18 protein-coding genes are annotated in these 18,147 nt (G+C 59.0%); 12 read left to right on the forward strand and 6 right to left on the reverse strand.

The features are described 5' to 3' along the window. Nucleotides 1–53: 53 nt before the first annotated feature. The 5 genes from AB4Z35_RS12990 to AB4Z35_RS13010 all read left to right on the forward strand — a co-directional run bounded on the left by AB4Z35_RS12990 (nucleotide 54) and on the right by AB4Z35_RS13010 (nucleotide 5,185). Nucleotides 54–914, forward strand: coding sequence for an ABC transporter permease (locus AB4Z35_RS12990; RefSeq protein ID WP_033052072.1), 861 nt, complete (start codon nucleotides 54–56; stop codon nucleotides 912–914). Then, nucleotides 914–1,741, forward strand: coding sequence for an ABC transporter permease (locus AB4Z35_RS12995; protein WP_007995077.1), 828 nt, complete (start codon nucleotides 914–916; stop codon nucleotides 1,739–1,741). Before AB4Z35_RS12990 ends, AB4Z35_RS12995 begins: the two co-directional genes overlap by 1 nt. Before the next feature lie 130 nt (nucleotides 1,742–1,871). Then, nucleotides 1,872–3,392 (forward strand): amino acid permease, encoded by a 1,521-nt coding sequence (locus tag AB4Z35_RS13000; protein ID WP_442097436.1) that lies wholly within the window; start codon nucleotides 1,872–1,874, stop codon nucleotides 3,390–3,392. Beyond that, entirely contained in the window at nucleotides 3,389–4,180 is a 792-nt protein-coding gene (locus tag AB4Z35_RS13005; protein WP_442097437.1) for an SDR family NAD(P)-dependent oxidoreductase, read from the forward strand. Before AB4Z35_RS13000 ends, AB4Z35_RS13005 begins: the two co-directional genes overlap by 4 nt. A 93-nt stretch (nucleotides 4,181–4,273) precedes the next feature. Next, nucleotides 4,274–5,185 (forward strand): helix-turn-helix transcriptional regulator, encoded by a 912-nt coding sequence (locus AB4Z35_RS13010; RefSeq protein WP_442097438.1) that lies wholly within the window; start codon nucleotides 4,274–4,276, stop codon nucleotides 5,183–5,185. A 91-nt stretch (nucleotides 5,186–5,276) separates the two neighbouring features. On the opposite strand, the gene AB4Z35_RS13015 is transcribed toward AB4Z35_RS13010, so the two are convergent. Both AB4Z35_RS13015 and AB4Z35_RS13020 read right to left on the reverse strand, forming a co-directional pair. Further along, nucleotides 5,277–6,089, reverse strand: coding sequence for a cupin domain-containing protein (locus tag AB4Z35_RS13015; RefSeq protein ID WP_442097439.1), 813 nt, complete (start codon nucleotides 6,087–6,089; stop codon nucleotides 5,277–5,279). Nucleotides 6,090–6,101: 12 nt separating this feature from the next. Further along, on the reverse strand, nucleotides 6,102–7,055 hold the full coding sequence (locus tag AB4Z35_RS13020) for a hydroxymethylglutaryl-CoA lyase (protein WP_442097440.1): 954 nt from the start codon (nucleotides 7,053–7,055) through the stop codon (nucleotides 6,102–6,104). Between the two features lie 164 nt (nucleotides 7,056–7,219). On the opposite strand from AB4Z35_RS13020, the gene AB4Z35_RS13025 reads away from it, so the two are divergent. Then, complete coding sequence (locus tag AB4Z35_RS13025) at nucleotides 7,220–8,653, forward strand: NAD-dependent succinate-semialdehyde dehydrogenase (protein ID WP_442097441.1); 1,434 nt, start codon at nucleotides 7,220–7,222, stop codon at nucleotides 8,651–8,653. Between the two features lie 176 nt (nucleotides 8,654–8,829). On the opposite strand, the gene AB4Z35_RS13030 is transcribed toward AB4Z35_RS13025, so the two are convergent. From AB4Z35_RS13030 to AB4Z35_RS13040, 3 genes are all read right to left on the reverse strand, one after another. Next, entirely contained in the window at nucleotides 8,830–9,477 is a 648-nt protein-coding gene (locus AB4Z35_RS13030) for a DJ-1/PfpI family protein (protein WP_442097442.1), read from the reverse strand. 221 nt (nucleotides 9,478–9,698) lie between these two features. Next, complete coding sequence (locus tag AB4Z35_RS13035) at nucleotides 9,699–10,319, reverse strand: FMN-dependent NADH-azoreductase (RefSeq protein WP_442097443.1); 621 nt, start codon at nucleotides 10,317–10,319, stop codon at nucleotides 9,699–9,701. Then, nucleotides 10,316–10,762: a GNAT family N-acetyltransferase gene (locus AB4Z35_RS13040; protein WP_442097445.1), complete on the reverse strand. Its 447-nt coding sequence runs from the start codon at nucleotides 10,760–10,762 to the stop codon at nucleotides 10,316–10,318. The genes AB4Z35_RS13035 and AB4Z35_RS13040 overlap by 4 nt, the downstream gene beginning before the upstream one ends. Before the next feature lie 87 nt (nucleotides 10,763–10,849). Here AB4Z35_RS13040 and pdxR point away from each other — a divergent pair, with 87 nt between their 5' ends. From pdxR to AB4Z35_RS13060, 4 genes are all read left to right on the forward strand, one after another. Further along, nucleotides 10,850–12,304, forward strand: a complete 1,455-nt coding sequence (pdxR, locus tag AB4Z35_RS13045) for a MocR-like pyridoxine biosynthesis transcription factor PdxR (protein WP_442097446.1) — start codon at nucleotides 10,850–10,852, stop codon at nucleotides 12,302–12,304. A 362-nt stretch (nucleotides 12,305–12,666) separates the two neighbouring features. Continuing rightward, the gene (locus tag AB4Z35_RS13050) at nucleotides 12,667–14,031 is read left to right on the forward strand and encodes an OprD family porin (protein WP_442097447.1); all 1,365 of its coding nucleotides are present in this window, start codon (nucleotides 12,667–12,669) and stop codon (nucleotides 14,029–14,031) included. Nucleotides 14,032–14,111: 80 nt separating this feature from the next. Further along, nucleotides 14,112–14,645, forward strand: a complete 534-nt coding sequence (locus tag AB4Z35_RS13055; protein ID WP_442097448.1) for a molybdopterin-dependent oxidoreductase — start codon at nucleotides 14,112–14,114, stop codon at nucleotides 14,643–14,645. Between the two features lie 37 nt (nucleotides 14,646–14,682). Next, nucleotides 14,683–14,985 carry a hypothetical protein gene (locus tag AB4Z35_RS13060; RefSeq protein WP_442097449.1) on the forward strand — a complete coding sequence of 101 codons (303 nt, stop codon included), beginning with the start codon at nucleotides 14,683–14,685 and terminating at the stop codon, nucleotides 14,983–14,985. Nucleotides 14,986–14,997: 12 nt separating this feature from the next. Here the strand turns inward: AB4Z35_RS13060 and AB4Z35_RS13065 are convergent, their stop codons facing one another. Next, complete coding sequence (locus tag AB4Z35_RS13065; RefSeq protein ID WP_442097450.1) at nucleotides 14,998–15,756, reverse strand: DUF899 domain-containing protein; 759 nt, start codon at nucleotides 15,754–15,756, stop codon at nucleotides 14,998–15,000. Nucleotides 15,757–15,840: 84 nt separating this feature from the next. On the opposite strand from AB4Z35_RS13065, the gene AB4Z35_RS13070 reads away from it, so the two are divergent. After that, on the forward strand, nucleotides 15,841–17,061 hold the full coding sequence (locus AB4Z35_RS13070) for a helix-turn-helix domain-containing protein (protein ID WP_442097451.1): 1,221 nt from the start codon (nucleotides 15,841–15,843) through the stop codon (nucleotides 17,059–17,061). 35 nt (nucleotides 17,062–17,096) lie between these two features. Then, on the forward strand, nucleotides 17,097–17,729 hold the full coding sequence (locus AB4Z35_RS13075; protein ID WP_442097452.1) for a Vgb family protein: 633 nt from the start codon (nucleotides 17,097–17,099) through the stop codon (nucleotides 17,727–17,729). Nucleotides 17,730–18,147 lie beyond the last annotated feature (418 nt).

The raw sequence follows: 18,147 nt of genomic DNA on the forward strand, positions 1-18,147 counted from the left end.
AAGTCAGTCTCTCCGGTAGCGCCAGGAGTGGAGCCCGCGGCGRCAAAGATCCCATGATCAGGCTTCTGGCAAGGGCCGAACTCAAGGAGCGGTTGGCTCTGCTTTCCTTGACACTGCCAGGTTTCATTCTGGTGTTCGTGGTGCTGGCGGTGCCCTTGGGCTGGCTGTTCTGGTTGTCGGCTTTCGACAGCAGCGGCGCACTGACGCTGGACAATTATGAGCGTTTACTGCGGCCTGTGTACCTGAGCAGCTTCATCATCACCTTCCAGATGGCGTTCTGCGTCACGCTGGTTTGTGTGTTGCTGGGTTATCCGTTGGCCTACCTGCTTTCGCAGCTACCCGACCGGGCCAGCCAAATCTGTATGGCCTTTGTACTGCTGCCGTTCTGGACTTCGATCCTGGTTCGTACCTACGCCTGGCTGGTTTTGTTACAGCGCCAAGGGGTCATCAATAACTGGTTGCTCGATCTGGGCCTGATCCATGAACCGCTGGCTCTGGTGAACAACTTCTTCGGAACCGCCGTCGGCATGGTGCACGTCATGTTGCCGTTCATGGTGCTGCCGCTCTACGACAAGATGAAAAACATCGATCCGCTGTTGATGTCGGCGGCAGCCAATTGCGGTGCCACACCGTCCCAGGCATTTCGCCAGGTGTTCCTGAAATTGTCGCTGCCTGGTCTGGCCTCGGGCATCACGCTGGTCTTCGTGATCTGCCTGGGTTTTTACCTGACGCCGGCATTGTTGGGCGGTGGCAGGGTGTCGATGTGGTCGATGAAAATCAGCGACACCATCGCGCTGTACGGTAACTGGGGGGCGGCGAGTGCGCTGGGCGTGGCCTTGCTGGTCGCTACTGTTTTGATCCTTTGGGGAATGCGCAAGTTGTTCGGTCTCAATGATCAAGGGAGAAACAGCTGATGTTCAAGCTCAATCAAGCGGTGACGCCGACGCAGATTACTCACGCGCACCGGCTCTGGTTATATGCGCTCGTAGGATTGATCCTGCTGTTCCTGATTATTCCGTGCCTGATTGTGATCCCGATGTCGTTCTCCGCCTCGCAGTACCTGGAGTTTCCGCCGCGAGAGTGGAGCCTGCGCTGGTACGAGGCATACCTGGGATCGCCGGAATGGATGATGGCGACCTGGGTCACGGTGAAAGTGGCGGTCATGGCGACCTGTATTGCCACGGTGTTGGGGACGCTGGCCGCCTACGGTCTGTCGCAAGTGCGCGGCGGTGCGGCGAAACTGGTCAATAGCCTGATGATGCTTCCGATGCTGGTCCCCATCATCCTGGTAGCGATCGGGGTGTTTTTCGTCTACTCGCGTACCGGACTGAACAACTCCATCACGGGACTGGTGCTGGCCCACAGTGTGTTGGCGATTCCATTCGTGCTGATCGCCGTGGGCAATGGCCTGCAGGGGTTCGACATGAATCAGGAAATGGCAGCACGCAGTCTGGGAGCTTCGCGTCCCTGGGCCTTTCTGACGGTGACGTTGCCGCAATTGCGATTGTCCATCTGTTCCGGAGCACTGTTTGCCTTTATCGCTTCATTCGATGAGGTGGTCATTGCACTGTTCATTGTTGGGGGCGAGAGCTCCACTCTGCCACGACGCATGTTCGCCAATATCCGCGATCAGATCGATCCGACCGTGGCAGCGGTATCGACCTTGATGATTGTGTTGTCGATCCTGCTCTTGGTGGCGATGCAGTACATCAAGAGTCTGGAACGTCGTCAGCAACATTGATTGGATTCGATGGTGCTTGGTGGGGAGGCGTTGCCTGTATGTCCCTTTGGAGACATAGGCAGCTTGCGTTGTGCATTCGAAGATGGCGTTCGGGGAATTTGCCCTGAACGAGGCATTGGAGGATCACCGCGTGGACAGACCGACAATATCAGCGCCGACGGCGGCAGTTACCGCTTCAGGTATCAGCTATCAAAATGTGGAAAGCGGTTACTTTGAACAACGTCGCCTGCAACGTCATGCAGGCTTTTTCACCCTGCTGATTCTCGGCGTCGGGGCGGTGGTGGCGGGTCAGTATTCCGGTTGGAACCTGGGCTTGGCGCAGGGCTTCGGCGGCATGTTTTCAGCCTTGCTGGTCATTGCCGTCATGTACCTGTTTCTCTGCTCTTCTATCGGCGAAATGGCCGCTGCGCTGCCGCACACCGGTGGTGCCTATTCCTTTGCGCGTACCACAATGGGACCTTGGGGTGGGTTCAGTACCGGTCTTGCAGAGAACATCGAATTCATTTTGGCCCCGGCCGGCAACATGTTTTTCATGGGGGCCTACCTGACCGCCATCTTCGGAACCGGACCGCAATGGCAACCACTCTGGTGGGTGGTTGGGTATGCCTGCATGTTGTTGCTTTCAAACCGGGGTTTGGGAGTGTCGATGAGGGCCGTCGTGCTCATTACCGTGGCGGCGGTGTCGGTGTTGGTGGTGTTCTTTATCGCGGCTTACCCACATATGGATTTCACCGGCAATGCCTTGAATCTTGCAGTTGACGCAGCTGGCAAGCCGGTCGAGGTGGTTGGTGGTAACGGGCCATGGCTGCCGTTCGGACTCACTGGCGTCATGCTTGCGTTGCCATTCGCCGTCTACATGTTCCTGGCCATTGAACAACTGCCGTTGACTGCCGAGGAGTCGCACAACCCAACCCGCCATTTGCCCCTGGCATTGGTCTGGGGCACTGTGATTCTTGCTGTATTAGCGCTGGGTGTGTTGTTTTTCAGTGCGTCGATCGGGGGCGGCAGCTTTTTCATGAGCACTTCGTCGGAACCGCTGCTTGATGGCTTTCGGGAGATTTTTGGGCACACAGCGAGCAAGCTTTTGTCCGCGGTGGCAGTGCTCGGTCTGGCGGCGTCGTTCCTGGCGGGCAGCTTTGCCGCAGGGCGTAATATCTACTCGCTGTCGCGTGCCGGTTATCTACCGACCGGGCTGTCGGTTACGCATCCGACACGCAATACCCCCAATATTGCGTTGGCGACCGGGGCACTGGCTGCATTGGGTATCCTGATGCTGTGCTGGTTCACCTTTGGCAAAGATAACAACCCGCTGATGGGCGGTATCCTGGTGAGCATGATCGTGTTCGCCGGAATGATTTCCTACATTTTGCAAAGCGTCGCCTACATTCGCTTGAAGCGCTCCTTTACCAGTTTGCACCGGCCTTATCGCAGCCCGTATGGGATATTCGGAGCGATTGCGGTGATCGTGATTGCGGTGGCGACATTGATTTATCAGTTTCTTGATCCATTGTACAAATGGGCCGCATTGGCCGCTGCCTGTTGGTACCTGATCGGGATTGCCTACTTTGCATTCTATCGTCGTCATCGCCTGGTGTTGTCACCTGAAGAAGCATTCGCCGTGAGTGGCGGTCGTGAGGGAAATCCGCAATGAGTAAAGTCAAACTATCCGAAGGCAAGGGCCGTCTGGCCGGTAAAGTGGCCATTATCACCGGAGGCGCTGGTGGTTGTGGCGCTGCCGCAAGTCGGTTGTTCGCGGCTGAAGGGGCCAGGGTGATCATTATCGATTTGAATTCCGATGCAGCAATCAATCTCGCGGCGCAGATCGTTGCCGATGGCGGTCAAGCACTTGGGGTGGGCGCCGATGTCTCGCAGGCCGTTCAGGTGAGTGCAGCCGTCGCGCGAGGGCTGGCTGAATTTGGCCCGGCGGATGTGCTTTTCAACCACGCCGGCACCTTGATCGTGAAACCTTTTCTCGACGTGCAGGAGCACGAGTGGGACTGGCTTATGGCGGTCAACGTCAAGAGCATGTACCTGGTCACCCAGGCCGTGCTTCCACAAATGATCGCCAAGGGCTCGGGCAGTATCGTTTGCACATCGTCGATCTCCGCGCAGTACGCAACCCCGGGTGAGGTCGTATACAACGCCAGCAAGGGCGCCTGCCAGATGTTCGCGCGAGCCATTGCCGTCGAGTTTCGTGATAGAGGTATTCGGTGCAACGCGGTGGCCCCCGGATTTATCCGCACCCCTCACGGCGAGCGGGAAATGCGCGACTTGCAGGCGATGGGCGTGGATGCCAGCGAAGAGGCGATCAGTCAGCAGCAAGGACGACTGTGCGAGCCCGAAGAGGTGGCGCGGGCAGCACTGTTTTTAGCCAGCGATGACGCGTCATTTGTGAGTGGCACACAGCTATTTGTGGACAACTGTTTTTCCGCTGTTTAAGTCATTCGTGGCAAGAAATATGCTTGTTTTTTATCGATGGATTCAGGGTGCGCCTACGCGGCTTGGCACACCGGATAAAGACAAGGGGATGGCATGGCAACTTTAGTTTCGGATCGCAGGCGTTGCATGGATGCCGCGCCCGTCCTTGGCGCATGGCACATAGCTACGCCCGGTCTGGTCGCACAATTGCAGTGTGATGGCTTTGCACGACAGTTGGACGAGGCATTGCGGGCACTTGTAGATTTCGACCAAAGCTGCGTGCTGTTCTACCCATCGGGCGGCTCGCCCGTGTTACTGCACGACAACCTGCAAGGCATTGGCGAGCCAGGTGCGATGCACAGTTATCTCAGCGGTACCTATTTACTGGACCCGGTCTACACCGCCTGTGCGCATGGTCGGGCTTCAGGTCTTTACCGTATGAGCGAATTGGCCCCCGACGCTTTCTTCGAGGGGGATTACTTTAATTCGCCAGACGTGCATCCCTGTATTTCCATGCAATCGGGCACGCTGGCCGAAGAAATCGTATTCATCTGTGCTTTGCCAGGCATTGGGCATCTGGCCTATTCATTGATGCGAATGAATGCCTCCCCGAAGTTTTCATCTGTGCAGTTCGAAGGTTTCCAAATCTGCCAGGCGATGGTCGATGTCTTGTTACAGCGTCACTATCAGGGCGTATGCGCTCATGTCGATGACAGTGCGCAGGCTTTAAGAGAGCACCTGAACAACGCTTTTTCGCGCTTCGCTGCTGATCAGCTAACTCCCCGTGAACAATTGATCGTCAGCATGATCCTGCGTGGACACTCCAGCCTGTCGATCTCACTGCACCTTGGCATCGCAGAGGGCACGGTGAAAAATCACCGCAAGCACCTGTATTGCAAGCTCGGCATTTCCAGTCAATCGGAGTTGTTTCATCTGTTCGTGAACTTTGTCCTCAGCCATACCGCGAATGTCCCGCCCGCCAACGCGGGCAGCGCGATACAGCTCCACGAAGCTTTTGCCAGCTAATGAAAAACAGGTCCGCGATTAATTCAGGTGCCGAGAAAAACGCATGGACTCAGGTCCATGCGTTTTCTGGTTCTGTAATGATGCGAACGTATCACTCGAAGTAGATGGTTTTGGCCGAATCGTACGCCGGTGCATCGAAGCTGATGAACAGCGCCGATTGCTGACCTTCGACGTAATACTTGTGTGGGACATTCTGCGGGATGGAAACGTAATCGCCTGTCTTGAGGATGCGATCTTCAGTCGGCGTGACAACCCGCGCGCTACCACTGAGGAGGATCAGTGAGTGATCGGCATCCGGATGGCTGTGGTTTTTCAACTCGGAGAACATCTCCACGAGATTCACTCGCTTGTCCGCGGTCTTTATCAATGTCCAGCCGCGGTCGCTGGGGTCGTTCCAGCCGGGGGGGCTGGCCATCACTGATTGCTGTTTCTTGACGACGGGAGGAGGGGCTTCGGTGGGCGTGGAAAAATCAACGGCGGAGGCCTTTGCCATGTCGATGACAGGGACATCAAAACCCAGTAGAAGGGGTTTCTCGTGATCCAGCGGCGTCATCTGGTAGGCCTGTCCGGCAGGGATCGCAACATAATCACCGGCACCCAGGGAAACCTCACTGTCGGTGAAATGGAACAGCACCTTGCCTTGCAAAACGATCAGCGTGCGCTCACCGGAATCGTGCCTGACGACGGGGGTCTGCATGTCGAGCCGGATCAGGGTGGTGTGCGATAAAGCGGTTTTATGCATTTCCCAAATGTGCTGGCCGAGCACGGTTTCGTTCGCCGGGCCCTTCATCAAATCATCACGTTCAACCAGCAGCAATTTATCGCTGGCAAAGACCGGGGTTGAAAGCAGCAACAGCCCGCAGATCAACCGTAACCGCCGTGCAACAGGATCAAGACTGAGCATTTTTACACCTCTTCATTGGATGATGTCGCTTGGGGAAACAGTGGAGTGCAAAAGTGGATTCAATCCGCTGCGCAGGACACGGCTGTGCAGTTCGCGGCCTAGAGCCGCTTCGCATTCGGCAGCGACATCCAACAGGCGATCCAGGTCGATGCCAGTGCGTACGCCCATGGATTCCAGCAGGTTGATCCAGTCCTCGGTACTGACGTTGCCGGTGTGCCCGCCACCGTACTTGACCTTGGCCGGATGACCGCCAACACCGCCGAAGGCACAGTCGTAATGCGTGACGCCGACTTCCAGAGCTGCGACGTAATTCACCAGTCCGGTCGCACGGGTGTCGTGAAAATGAGCGATCGGAGTGATCTCGGGAAACGACGCCAGCACGGCGCCGAACAAGCGCTTGACACTCTGCGGTGTCGCGACACCAGTGGTATCGCCAAGGGTGACGAATTTCACGCCGTGTTTGGCAAACTGCTCAACATCCGCCAGTACACTGGCTTCGCTGACGCGTCCTTCAAACGGACATCCAAAAGCGACGGAAACAGTGCCGATCAAACGAAACTGGTTGAGGGCCTTGTCGGCCATCTGCTCAATGTTCAGCCATTGATCTGCTCGGCTGCGCTTGAGGTTTCTGCGCGAGTGGGACTCCGAGGCGGACACCAGCAGGCTGATTTCATTGGCACCGTGACCGGCATCGAGATCCATGACCGCTCGTTCCACTGCTCGCACGTTGGCGCAGGTCGCTTTATAGAACACACCGGTACGACGCTGCAGTCTCTCCAACAGAGCGCTAGCATCGGCAAATTGCGGAATCACGGCGGGATTGGAGTAGGAAGTCGCCTCGATCCTTTGAAAGCCGATGTCAGCAAAACGCTCCACCAACCTGCGTTTGATGTGTGTAGGCAGAAAGTCCGGTTCGTGTTGCAGACCGTCGCGGGCGAAGCATTCACACAGAATCACGTCTCTCATTGGGACCCCTGAGGTGATAACGAAACATGGTTGACATGGTGAACTAAATTTACGAGCATATGGTTAACAGTGTCAACCTGTTGCTGTGTGTTCCGTTACCGCTCATGTATTGCAGATACCTGTGCAACCACCTACGTCCAATGCCAATTTCCGAGGAGTGATCCATGTACACCGACCTGTTGTTTTACATCGACGGCCAATGGACTGCCGGCAGTTCCGGCAACACTGCGGCTGTAATCAATCCTTCGACGGGGGAGACGATCGGGCAATTGCCATTGGCATCAAATGAGGATCTGGATGCCGCATTGGCAGCGGCTGCCAGCGGATTTGAAATATGGTCCGCGACGTCTGCCTACGACCGTTCGGGCATCTTGCGTCGAGCGGCTTCGCTGGTGCGTGATCGCCATGCGCTGATGGCCGAGTGCATGACGTTGGACCAGGGCAAGCCGCTGGCAGAATCGACCATGGAAGCCAAAAGCGCGGCGGACCACATTGAGTGGTATGCGGAAGAAGGGCGACGTGCCTATGGCCGCATCGTGCCTTCACGTAATGCAGCGGTACGCCAATTGGTGGTGCGCGAGCCTGTCGGTCCGGTGGCCGCCTTCACCCCGTGGAATTTCCCGATCAATCAGGCGGTGCGCAAGATAGCAGGGGCCCTGGCAGCGGGCTGCAGCATCATCATCAAGGCGCCGGAGGAAGCCCCGGGCGCCGTGATCGAACTGGTTCGCTGTTTCCATGATGCTGGTGTGCCCAAGGGCGTATTGAACCTTGTGTTCGGTAACCCTGCGCACATCTCCGATTATCTGATCAGATCCCCGATTATCCGTAAGGTGTCCTTTACCGGCTCGACCGCCATAGGCCGACAACTCGGTGCCCTGGCCGCGACACACTTGAAGTTGACGACGATGGAATTGGGCGGACATGCACCGTTTATCGTGTGTGAGGATGCCGATATTGAGGCCGCAGCCACTTTGGCTTGCACCCTGAAGTTTCGCAACGCCGGGCAAGTGTGTGCCGCGCCCTCGCGTTTCTACGTGCATGAAGCAGTATTCGCCCCTTTTTCCCAAAGATTTACCGAGTTGGTAGAGCAGCTCAAGGTGGGCGACGGCTTCGATCCAACCAGTCAGATGGGGCCGCTGGCCAACGCTCGGCGTTTGATGATGGTTCAGGAGTTGCTTGCTGATGCCAGGGAGCTGGGGGCGAAAACGTTAACGGGAGGGAAGCGCATTGGTGACAAGGGCCATTTTTTCCAACCGACAGTATTGGTCGATGTACCGCAACAGGCACGACTCCTCAACGAGGAGCCCTTTGGGCCGGTGGCACCGTTACTACGCTTCAATGACCTGGATAGCGTAATTGCTCAAGCTAACAGCCTGGAGTATGGGTTGGCAGCGTTCGGTTTCACCAAATCGTTGAAAACGGCGACCGAGTTGGGTAATCGCTTACAGGCGGGAATGGTCTCGATCAACCACTTTGGCCTGGCCCTGCCGGAAACTCCGTTTGGTGGAATCAGGGCCAGTGGTCATGGTAGCGAAGGCGGAACAGAAGGCCTTGAGGCTTACTTGACGACGAAATTCATCAGTCAGATAGGCATTTGATGAAAAGCGTCAATGTCACAGCCATAGCAAGGCAATGCCTCTGCATTACCGACTTCTTCGGTAAAACGAAGTAGGGGCTGGTGCAAGAGAAACCAACCACCGGACTTCAATAAGTTTACACGCACACGCTTGAGGCCTGGTTTGACTGTGTTGTCGCAAGACAGCCCCAAGACCACTCAGTCCACGAAAGCTGGGTGGTTTTGGGTTTTCAAAACGTGAGGGCCGACTTCTCCTTGTCGGATGCTGAGCCCGATCAAGGCATCATAGAGCTCTTGCTGCCCAGCTGGCAGAACGGGGAGCAGCGTCGCGCGGCGCTTGTCGACATCGAACCAGGACTCAACCAGCCATCCCACCAGATAGAGCGCCGCAAGGCATCCGCCAGCGGTTGCAACGTTCCCCTGCCATACCAGAGGCTGGTCCACGGGCTCCAGTCCCAGAGCCAGCAAGCCCGATCGTGCGTCCGGGTGTGTAGTCGCCCGGCCGCTGAGCAGCAGCCCAAGCCGTTCGAGAATGAAGGCTCCCGCGCAGATGGAGCCGATTCGCTGACGTCTGGAATCAAGTTCAAACGACGGCAGAAAATCAGGAGCGGCAAGCGCGGCGGGTATCCCCTCCTTGCCGCTGACGAACAGTACCGCGTCGGCGCTATTGGCCTCGGAAAGCGGACCGTGCACTGAAACAGGCAGGCCGTGCGCCGATCGCACGATAGGGCTGGAACCCAATATTCGGACGTGCCAGTCCCCAGTGTTGCGGCCTAAAATGTCCCACATCAGGAATAGGTCGATGTCGGTGAATTGGTCGAAAGCGACCAGAGCGATTGTCTTCAAGGTGAACTCCATGAGATGCAAGAGGGCAATACGCAGAGAACGACACGAAGCTTGCTTTGACGGAGATAGCAATCGAAAGCAGTTCCTGCGCGGTTGAAAACGCTGGGCAGGCGTTCGGCGTCACTCCATATACGTACTCATCAACGGCATAACGTTCGTCCCACATGCTGTTCAACTCCTTGGTCTTTCTACGCTAAATGGCAATTCCGAGCCCCGGCGGATCAGGCGCTGATGAGGTTGCTGAACAGCGGCTCCAATGACAGTCGGGCACGGGTATCCCGGACCGTTGCTCGTACGGCCTCTTCACCGAACACCAAACCCTGAAGGTAGGTGAAGTGCGGGTTGAACAGCCCGAGGGTGTCAAGTACCTGGCGCAGGTAAGACGTTAGAAAGTCCGGTTGCCGTGCCAACTCGCCCTGGTGAAAGCCACCGGAACCGACCAACACGTACACCGGACGATTGCTCAGGAGACCGGTCTTGCCCCCGGGGCCTGAGCTGAATGTCCGGTGAATGCGCAGGACGTAGTCGATCCAGAGTTTGAGCGCGGCAGGGAGCGTAAAGTTGTGCATCGGGGTGGCAATGAGCAGGATATCGCTGCGTTCCAACTCGCCGATCAGCGCTTCGGAGACTTCGAGCGCAGGTGAGTCAAACGGCGTGGTGGTAGCAAGGGCACGGGCGTAGTCCATACCGAGCGGTGGCAGCGGATGCCTGCCCAGATCGCGTTCGACCAGTTCGAGCCTCGGATACCGGTGCCGCAGGGATGCCACTAACTCCAGTGCCAACTGGTTCGCATGGGAAACCTGGCCATTCGGACTGGCATTGATCAACAGCACATTATTCATGCTTGATTCTCTGCCTGAAGGCTTTGCGTGAAGTGCATACCATGGGCCAGCAACCCCTGGCGAAAATAGAAGCGTTGGGCCAACGGCATATGCAGCCCGGTGTCCAGCACGAAATGAGCGCAACCACGCCGCACGGCTTCCTCCCTAACCGCGGTCAATAGCCGCGCCCCCAGACTGCTGCGCTGCCGGTCAGGGCGCACCACCAGATCATCGACGTAGATGAAACGCCCGTAGAGCAGGTTTTCCAGCTCGCGGTAACCGGCCAGGCCCACCGCCTGCTCACCGTCCCACGCGGCCAATAAACGGTAACCTTGCTCAGTCTGCCGAACCAGTTGCCCCACATAGGTGGCCGGGTTGGCGACATGCGGCCGCAATACGCGCATCAGGTCGAAACTCGCCTGAAAGGCCTCCGCGTCTTCGAGGTGTTGAAGTGTGTAAGCCATGTCCGTCGTCCGTTATAGAGAGATAGCAGACCTTAGTGCTGCAATGACTTAATCTACAGGGCCGAAAAATGCATAAATGACTAGGTCATGATCCTTCCCTTCAAGCCAGACCGCAGCCAGTCAGCGCCGATTTATCGTCAGCTTTATCACCGATTTCGTGAATCCATTGCCGACGGTCGCCTGCGGCCGGGAGATCGAGTACCTGCAGTTCGCGCTTTGGCGGCGGAGTTGAACCTGGCGCGCGGCACAGTGGAAGCGGCTTACCAGTTACTGATGGGGGAGGGCTACTTGATCGCTCGCGGAGCCGCCGGGACGATTGTTGCACCGCAACTGGCACCCGTTTCCTCGCCCATACTCCGCCCCCCTGTTGCTTCGACGGAGTACCAGCCCACCCATTACGAGGCACTACCGTCAGCGCTGCAGATGGGGCTACCTGCGCTGGATGCCTTTCCCCGTAAGCTCTGGACAAGATTGGCGGGCCGTCAGCTGCGGCAGGCCGGACTCGAGGGGCTCGTCTACCCGGACCCGCTAGGTCATGCACCCCTGCGCGCGGCCATTGCGGCCTACCTGGGCATTTCGCGGGGTATTACCTGCCGCCCGGAGCAGGTGTTCGTGTGCGCGGGCTATCGCGCGTGCCTGGACCTGATCTGCCACACGCTGATGCACCAAGGTGATACGTGCTGGATGGAAGAGCCTGGCTACTTCATGGCCCGGAACGCCCTGTTGGAAGCCGGCGCACAGTTGGTGCCGGTGCCAGTGGATGACCAGGGGCTTGACGTCGCGCAAGGCATTGCCCGTTGCCCGGAAGCACGCTTTGCAGTGGTCACGCCGACCCACCAGAGCCCGCTGGGCGTGTCGCTGTCACTGCCGCGTCGGTTGGCGCTACTGGACTGGGCCAACCGCCGAGGTAGCTGGATTATCGAGGATGATTACGACAGTGAATACCGCTATCAGGGTAAGCCCTTGCCTGCCCTCAAGAGCCTCGACCAGCAGGGCCGCGTGCTCTACGCCGGTACCTTCAGCAAGGTGCTGTTTCCAGGCCTGCGCCTGGCTTATCTGGTTGTGCCAGCCGAGCAGAGCGACGCGTTCGCCCGTCAGGCGGATCGTCTGCATAACTACTGCCCGCAGCTCCTTCAGGCGACCGTCACAGCTTTCCTCTACGAGGGGCACTTCGCGCGGCACTTAAAGAAAATGCGAAACCTCTACGCACTCCGCCGTCAGTGGCTGGTCGATGCGCTGCACCAACAATTCGGCGAACGTTTATTGATCAATCCGCAGGCGGGGGGCATGCACCTGGTCGCGGGCCTTCGCGAAGGTGATGATGTCGAGCTCACTCAGCGTGCCCGGGCCGTTGGCATAGCCGTCGAACCGCTGTCACAGTGGTACATGGAAGCCAAGCCCAGGCACGGCCTGGTGCTTGGCTTCACGAACATCGCCAGTGCCGATCAGGCATCGACGGTGGCGCTTCAATTGGCTCAAATCATCCAGGGCTGTGAGATTTTCAAACCCGGGCGATTGTTGCCCTTGGCGATAGGTGGCTAGCCCAGGCAGGAGCCTGTTGTGACACCGAATCCCTCGTTGCAACCACCGCATTTTATATTCTGGTGACTCTGTTTTACTTTCTGCTGAACGCCTACGGCAGGCGTGATCAAACGCGCCATTCACTTTTGTTAAATTTATTGACTTCAAAGTCAGCTTCTAGAAAGATGCAGGCCGCCAGACCTGTTTCGATCTTTTCCTAGCCTCAATCACGTCGCACTGACGGCGCTTGCAGACCTGCAGGCCTTAAATTTCGCCAATCGCTATATACAAAAATATATAGCGACGAGCGAAAACGTCAGGTCACGAGGGAATCAGGACCATGGACACCAAAAAAACAAGAGACCCGCACTGGAGTAAACACAATGAAGCTGCAACCCCTGGCCCTGGCCATCACCCTCGGTGGTTTGACCCACCAGGCCATCGCCGCCGGTTTTATCGATGACAGCAAGGCCTCGCTGAACCTGCGCAATTTCTATTTCAACTCTGACAACCGCGAAAGCCAGGGCAACGTGGGCAACGCCGCCTACACCAGCCAGGCCAAGGAATGGGGGCAGGGGCTGCAACTCAACGTGATCTCCGGATTCACCCAGGGCACCGTCGGCTTTGGCCTGGACGCCATCGCCATGACCGGGCTGAAACTGGACAGCGGCGGTCGCGCAGGCAAGGCCGGTATCGACCGCACGCCGGGTGCGCTGTTTCCCTTGGACAGCGACGGCCACGCGGTCGATGAATATTCCAAGGGCGGCGTGACCGGCAAGGTGCGCGTCTCCAAGACCGAAGCACGGCTGGGCACCCTGCAGCCCAAGCTGCCGGTGATCAACTTCAACGACGGTCGCCTGCTGCCGCAAACCTTCGAAGGCGGGCAGGTCACCTCCAGCGAAATCGACGGCCTGACCCTCACCGCCGGTCAACTGCAAAGCACCAAGACCCGCAGCTCCACCGACGATATCGACCTGCGCATCGGCGGCGCGACGCGTCCCGCCGGTACGCCCGCCAGCACCGCGTTGGCCGACTCGGACAGCTTCGTCTTCGCCGGCGGCGACTACAAGATCACCAAGGACCTGACCGCCCAGTACTACTACGGCAGTCTCGAAGACTTCTATAAACAGCATTTCCTCGGCCTGATCCACACTATGGCCATCGGCCCCGGCGTCCTGAAGACTGACCTGCGCTATTTCAACAGCAGCGCCGATGGCAAGAACGGCAACGCGGCCGGACGTGCCCAGGGCTACAAAAGCAGCGGTTTCTGGAGGGCGGGCGACACCCACGCCGGCGAGGTGGACAACAACACCTGGAGCGCTCTGTTCACCTACAGCCTGAGTGGCCATGCCTTTAGCGCCGGCTATCAGCAAGTCTCCGGCGATAGCGCGTTCCCGTTCGTCAATCAGGGTGACGGCGCCACTGCGTACCTGATCACCGACCGGCAGATCGGCAAGTTCCTCAGCGCCGGCGAGCGCACCTGGCTGGCCGAGTACGGGTATGACTTCGTCGTGCTTGGCGTGCCGGGGCTCAAGACTGTGGTCACTTATCTGAGCGGCGACAACATCGATTCCGCCACCGGTGATCGCAAAGAGTGGGAGCGCGACCTGCGCATCGATTACGCGCTGCAAAGCGGTCCACTCAAGGGGGTGGGCATTTCCTGGCGTAACGCCAGCTTGCGTGGCAATGCCAGCAGCGACCTGGATGAAAACCGCCTGATCCTCAGTTACAGCCTGCCGTTGCTTTAAGCACGGCTGAGCGGTCTTTGGCTGCCAGTGCGCAGCCCAGGACCGCCAGGTGATTGGTCAACCACGACAGGAGCATCGCCATGCGTTCCATTTTTTCGACTGTGCAAAGCCTTGTTCGCCCCAGCGCCAAACCCGTGTTGTTGCCTGGCGCAGCCATCGATGTGGCTGAGCAGACACTGGAGGTGGTCGGGCAGGTGCAGAACCCGCTTTGCCTGAGCGTGGCCGACCTGCAAGCCATGCCGGGGTATGACTGGGTGACGCTCACCAGCAATACCTGCGAGGGCAATGCGCAAAAAGCACAGAAAAAGGGTTATCGCGGGGTGTTGTTGCGTGAAATTGTCCTCAAGGCCGGGTTGAAGAGTGATGACCCCAAAGGCTGGAAACGCGCCTATGTGGTGGCGCGAGCCAGTGACGGCTATGTCGCCTTGTTCAGTTGGAACGAACTGATCAATACCGACGTGGGCGATGCGGTACTGGTGGTGTACCGACAACATTCGCACGTGCACACGGAGCTCGGCGAACACCTTTCATTGGTCTCGGGAAGCGATCGTCATTCCGGGGCCCGTCAGGTGAAGATGCTGCGCAGCATTGAACTGTGCAGCATCTTTGGCTGACTCACACACACACAACGCAGCACTGAGGAGAATGCCAATGCCAATGCCAGTGCGCAATTCGCTTGGCCATGATCGACATCCCTCGGTCGAGAAGGTGTTGGCCGGCGAACAGTGGCCGCCCGAATTCGAGGTGGCCCTGAGGGATTTGCTGGAGCAAATGGCCAACGCCGGGCATGAAGTCACGCTGCACAACCTGGGCCGGTTCCTCGGCGACTTTGTGCCGCGCTACACCCTGGACCGTGCCGAGGAATGGCAGGAATGGGCGACCCGGCGCTGGGTCTCGCAGACCAAGCCGGCGCTGGTGGACAAACTGGCGGACGTCTTCATCGGCGGTCAGTGACACCGCTGGCGCTCATTGGTACTCATCATGCCGGCGCCACCAGGGTCCCGTTTCATTGCGGCCCTTGGGCGCGCGGTCAAGCCACTGGTACATGCCCCACAATCCGTCCAGACCCCGCGCGTAGGTGGAGTAGGTGTGATAGATCTCGCCGTCATCCAGCACAAAGGTACTCAGCCCTGGCCGGTCGCGGGTATAGGTCGGCGCATCGGTGCCACAGGTCGCGGCGAACTGTTTCACCGGTTCCGGGATCTGGCTGGTGTCCATCGCGTGCCCGCCGCGCTGATAGTTGTACTCGACCAGCCCTTCACGCTGCTGGGCTTCGGTGAAGTAGACGTTGAAGTCGGCAGTGAAATCGCTATCGGCGGCCGAGGCCCAGGGGAAGGTCCAGCCCATTCGGCGCTTGTAAGCCTGCAGTTTCGCCAACGGCGCGCGGGATATCGCCATCAGGGTCACGTCGTGGTTCGCCAGGTGGATGACGACGGGGTCGAAGCCATCGGCGATGGCTGAGCAGGAAGGGCAGCCGGCCGTGTAGTCGGGGCCGAACATGAAGTGGTAGACCAGCAGTTGCGAGCGCCCTTGAAAGAGTTCGGCCAGGGTGGCGCTGCCGTTGTCGGTATCGAAGCGATAAGCCTTGTCGAGGCGAACCCATGGCAATGCCTGGCGTTGCCTGGCCACTTCATCGCTGCGTCGGGTCAGGGCCTTTTCCGCTTCGAGCAGTTGCAAACGTGCCGCCAGCCATTGCTCCCGGGTCGCGGTTTTGTGCGTGTTCATCGTTGTGCGCTCCTGGTGAAAGGTCGTGATTTAGACTAAACCCGGGTATCGAATGATGGGAGTGACAAGCGTGGCGGGATTTCCATGGACTCGATGATCACGGCAGCCGCACAGGCGCTGGCGGCGGGCAATCCGCTGGGCGCACTGGATCGTGTGGCCTTGCGCGACGATGCGCCGGCACTGGCCCTGCGCGGTATCGCCATGGCGCAACTGGGCGATCTGGTGCGGGCCCGGGCGCTGGTCAAGCGTGCGCAACGGGCCTTTGCGCCCAGGGAAGTGCTTGCCCGGGCACGCTGTGTGGTGGCCGAGGCCGAAATCGCCCTGGCTTCGCGGGAACTCGGCTGGCCGGTCAAGGCGCTTGAAACAGCGCGAATCACCCTTGAAAACCACGGTGACCGGGTCAATGCCGCCCATGCGCGCTATCTGCAAATCCGCCGTTTACTCTTGATCGGGCAGCTCGACGAGGCGCAGCAGTTGCTGGCCGAACTCGACCCCGGCCCATTGCCGCCGGCCTTGCGGGCAACCCATGAGCTGGTTCTGGCGGGTATCGCCATTCGCCGCCTGCAATCGCACGAAGCGCGGGAGGCGTTGAAGAGGGCCGGGCACGCAGCCAGTCAAACAGGGATCGCCGCGCTGATGGCTGAAGTCGAACACGCAGCACGACTGCTCGATGCCCCCGCGGCACGCCTGATTGCCCAAGGTGAGGCACGGCCGCTGTTGCTCGATGAAGTGGAAGCGTTGCTCAGTTCAACGTCGCTGGTGGTGGATGCCTGCCGGTACGCTGTGCGTGGCTGTGGCATGTCGGTGTCGCTCGCGACGCGGCCGATCCTGTTCGTGCTCGCCCGTGTATTGGCCGAGGCGTGGCCCGCGGACGTTGCGCGGGAAACGCTGATCGCCCGGGCGTTCCGCCTGAAGCTCTCGGATGAATCCCATCGCGCCCGGCTTCGTGTGGAAATCGGCAGGCTGCGTAAAGCACTCGAGCCGTTGGCCGGCGTCATCGCGACGGCTCGCGGTTATGCCCTGCAAACGCCGGTGTGTACGCAGGTGGTGACACTGGCGCAACCGGTCGAGGAAAAATTTGCCGCGGTATTTGCCTGCCTTGCCGATGGTGAGACGTGGTCGAGTTCCGCCCTGGCACTGGCGCTGGGTACCAGCCAGCGCACAGTGCAACGGGCGCTCGATACGCTGGCGGCGCAGGGCAAGGTGCAGTGGTTTGGCCGTGGCCGCGCGCGGCGCTGGATGACACCGMCCGTGCCGGGATTCGCGACGACCTTGTTACTCCCGGCACCGCTGCCGGGTGGCTAGGATGAACGCCACCAACCCCCATCGAGGAATGCCAGATGAAACACTCAACTGCTGAAATCATTCGTGAGTATGGCCCGTTTGCCGATGTCGACCATGTGTGCGGCGTCACCTGGGACGGCGAAAAGGTCTGGTTCGCGAGCAACAGCAAAATCAACGCCCTGGATCCGGAAAGCGGCAAGGTGCTGAGCTCGATCGATGTCGCTGCCCATGCCGGCACCGCGTTCGATGGAGAACATCTGTTCCAGATCGCCGAAGACCGCATCGACAAAATCGACCCCCGCACCGGCCGCATCCTCTCGACGATCCCCGCCCCCGGCGCAGGCACCGATTCGGGCCTGACCTGGGCCGAAGGAACGTTGTGGGTGGGCCAGTACCGCGAACGCAAGATTCACCAGATCGACCCCAAGACCGGCAAGATCCTGCGCACCATCGAATCCAACCGTTTCGTCACCGGCGTGACCTGGGTGCAAGGTTCGCTGTGGCATGGCACCTGGGAGGGCGACGAGAGTGAGTTACGTCGCATCGACTCGCAAACCGGTGAAGTACTGGAGAGCCTCAAGATGCCGGAAGGCGTCGGCGTGTCGGGGCTGGAGTCCGATGGCGGCAAGCGGTTCTTCTGCGGTGGCGGCAATAGCGGCAAGGTGAGGGTGGTGCGTCGGCCTGCATGAGGCGCGGATTGCCGGGTGTAACCTGTGCAGGAGCGAGCCTGCTCGCGATAGCGGTGGGTCAGTCACACCGATGCTGGCTATAAGGACGCTATCGCGAGCAAGCTCGCTCCCACAGGGTTAGTGGATGTACGCAAAATCTGCGAGCAACCGAAATCACTGTGGGAGTGAGCCTGCTCGCGATAGCGGTGGGTCAGTCACACCGATGCTGGCTRTAAGGACGCTATCGCGAGCAAGTCGGATCGCCGCACCGTCGCTCCCACAGGGGTTAGTGGATGTACGCAAGATCTGCGAGCAACCGAAATCACTGTGGGAGCGAGCYTGCTCGCGATAGCGGTGGGTCAGTCACACCGATGCTGGCTATAAGGACGCTATCGCGAGCAAGTCGGATCGCCGCACCGTCGCTCCCACAGGGTTAGTG

This window comes from Pseudomonas sp. KB_15, from assembly GCF_052114525.1.
Lineage (GTDB): Bacteria > Pseudomonadota > Gammaproteobacteria > Pseudomonadales > Pseudomonadaceae > Aquipseudomonas.

Excerpts from the sequence above, each read along its gene's own strand:
- AB4Z35_RS13010 (WP_442097438.1), top strand. The coding sequence starts at position 4,274 with ATGGCAACTTTAGTTTCGGATCGCAGGCGTTGCATGGATGCCGCGCCC.
- AB4Z35_RS13065 (WP_442097450.1), bottom strand. The coding sequence starts at position 15,756 with ATGAACACGCACAAAACCGCGACCCGGGAGCAATGGCTGGCGGCACGT.
- AB4Z35_RS13005 (WP_442097437.1), top strand. The coding sequence starts at position 3,389 with ATGAGTAAAGTCAAACTATCCGAAGGCAAGGGCCGTCTGGCCGGTAAA.
- pdxR (WP_442097446.1), top strand. The coding sequence starts at position 10,850 with ATGATCCTTCCCTTCAAGCCAGACCGCAGCCAGTCAGCGCCGATTTAT.
- AB4Z35_RS12990 (WP_033052072.1), top strand. The coding sequence starts at position 54 with ATGATCAGGCTTCTGGCAAGGGCCGAACTCAAGGAGCGGTTGGCTCTG.
- AB4Z35_RS13050 (WP_442097447.1), top strand. The coding sequence starts at position 12,667 with ATGAAGCTGCAACCCCTGGCCCTGGCCATCACCCTCGGTGGTTTGACC.
- AB4Z35_RS13060 (WP_442097449.1), top strand. The coding sequence starts at position 14,683 with ATGCCAATGCCAGTGCGCAATTCGCTTGGCCATGATCGACATCCCTCG.
- AB4Z35_RS13035 (WP_442097443.1), bottom strand. The coding sequence starts at position 10,319 with ATGAATAATGTGCTGTTGATCAATGCCAGTCCGAATGGCCAGGTTTCC.
- AB4Z35_RS13075 (WP_442097452.1), top strand. The coding sequence starts at position 17,097 with ATGAAACACTCAACTGCTGAAATCATTCGTGAGTATGGCCCGTTTGCC.
- AB4Z35_RS13020 (WP_442097440.1), bottom strand. The coding sequence starts at position 7,055 with ATGAGAGACGTGATTCTGTGTGAATGCTTCGCCCGCGACGGTCTGCAA.
- AB4Z35_RS13015 (WP_442097439.1), bottom strand. The coding sequence starts at position 6,089 with ATGCTCAGTCTTGATCCTGTTGCACGGCGGTTACGGTTGATCTGCGGG.
- AB4Z35_RS12995 (WP_007995077.1), top strand. The coding sequence starts at position 914 with ATGTTCAAGCTCAATCAAGCGGTGACGCCGACGCAGATTACTCACGCG.
- AB4Z35_RS13025 (WP_442097441.1), top strand. The coding sequence starts at position 7,220 with ATGTACACCGACCTGTTGTTTTACATCGACGGCCAATGGACTGCCGGC.
- AB4Z35_RS13055 (WP_442097448.1), top strand. The coding sequence starts at position 14,112 with ATGCGTTCCATTTTTTCGACTGTGCAAAGCCTTGTTCGCCCCAGCGCC.
- AB4Z35_RS13040 (WP_442097445.1), bottom strand. The coding sequence starts at position 10,762 with ATGGCTTACACACTTCAACACCTCGAAGACGCGGAGGCCTTTCAGGCG.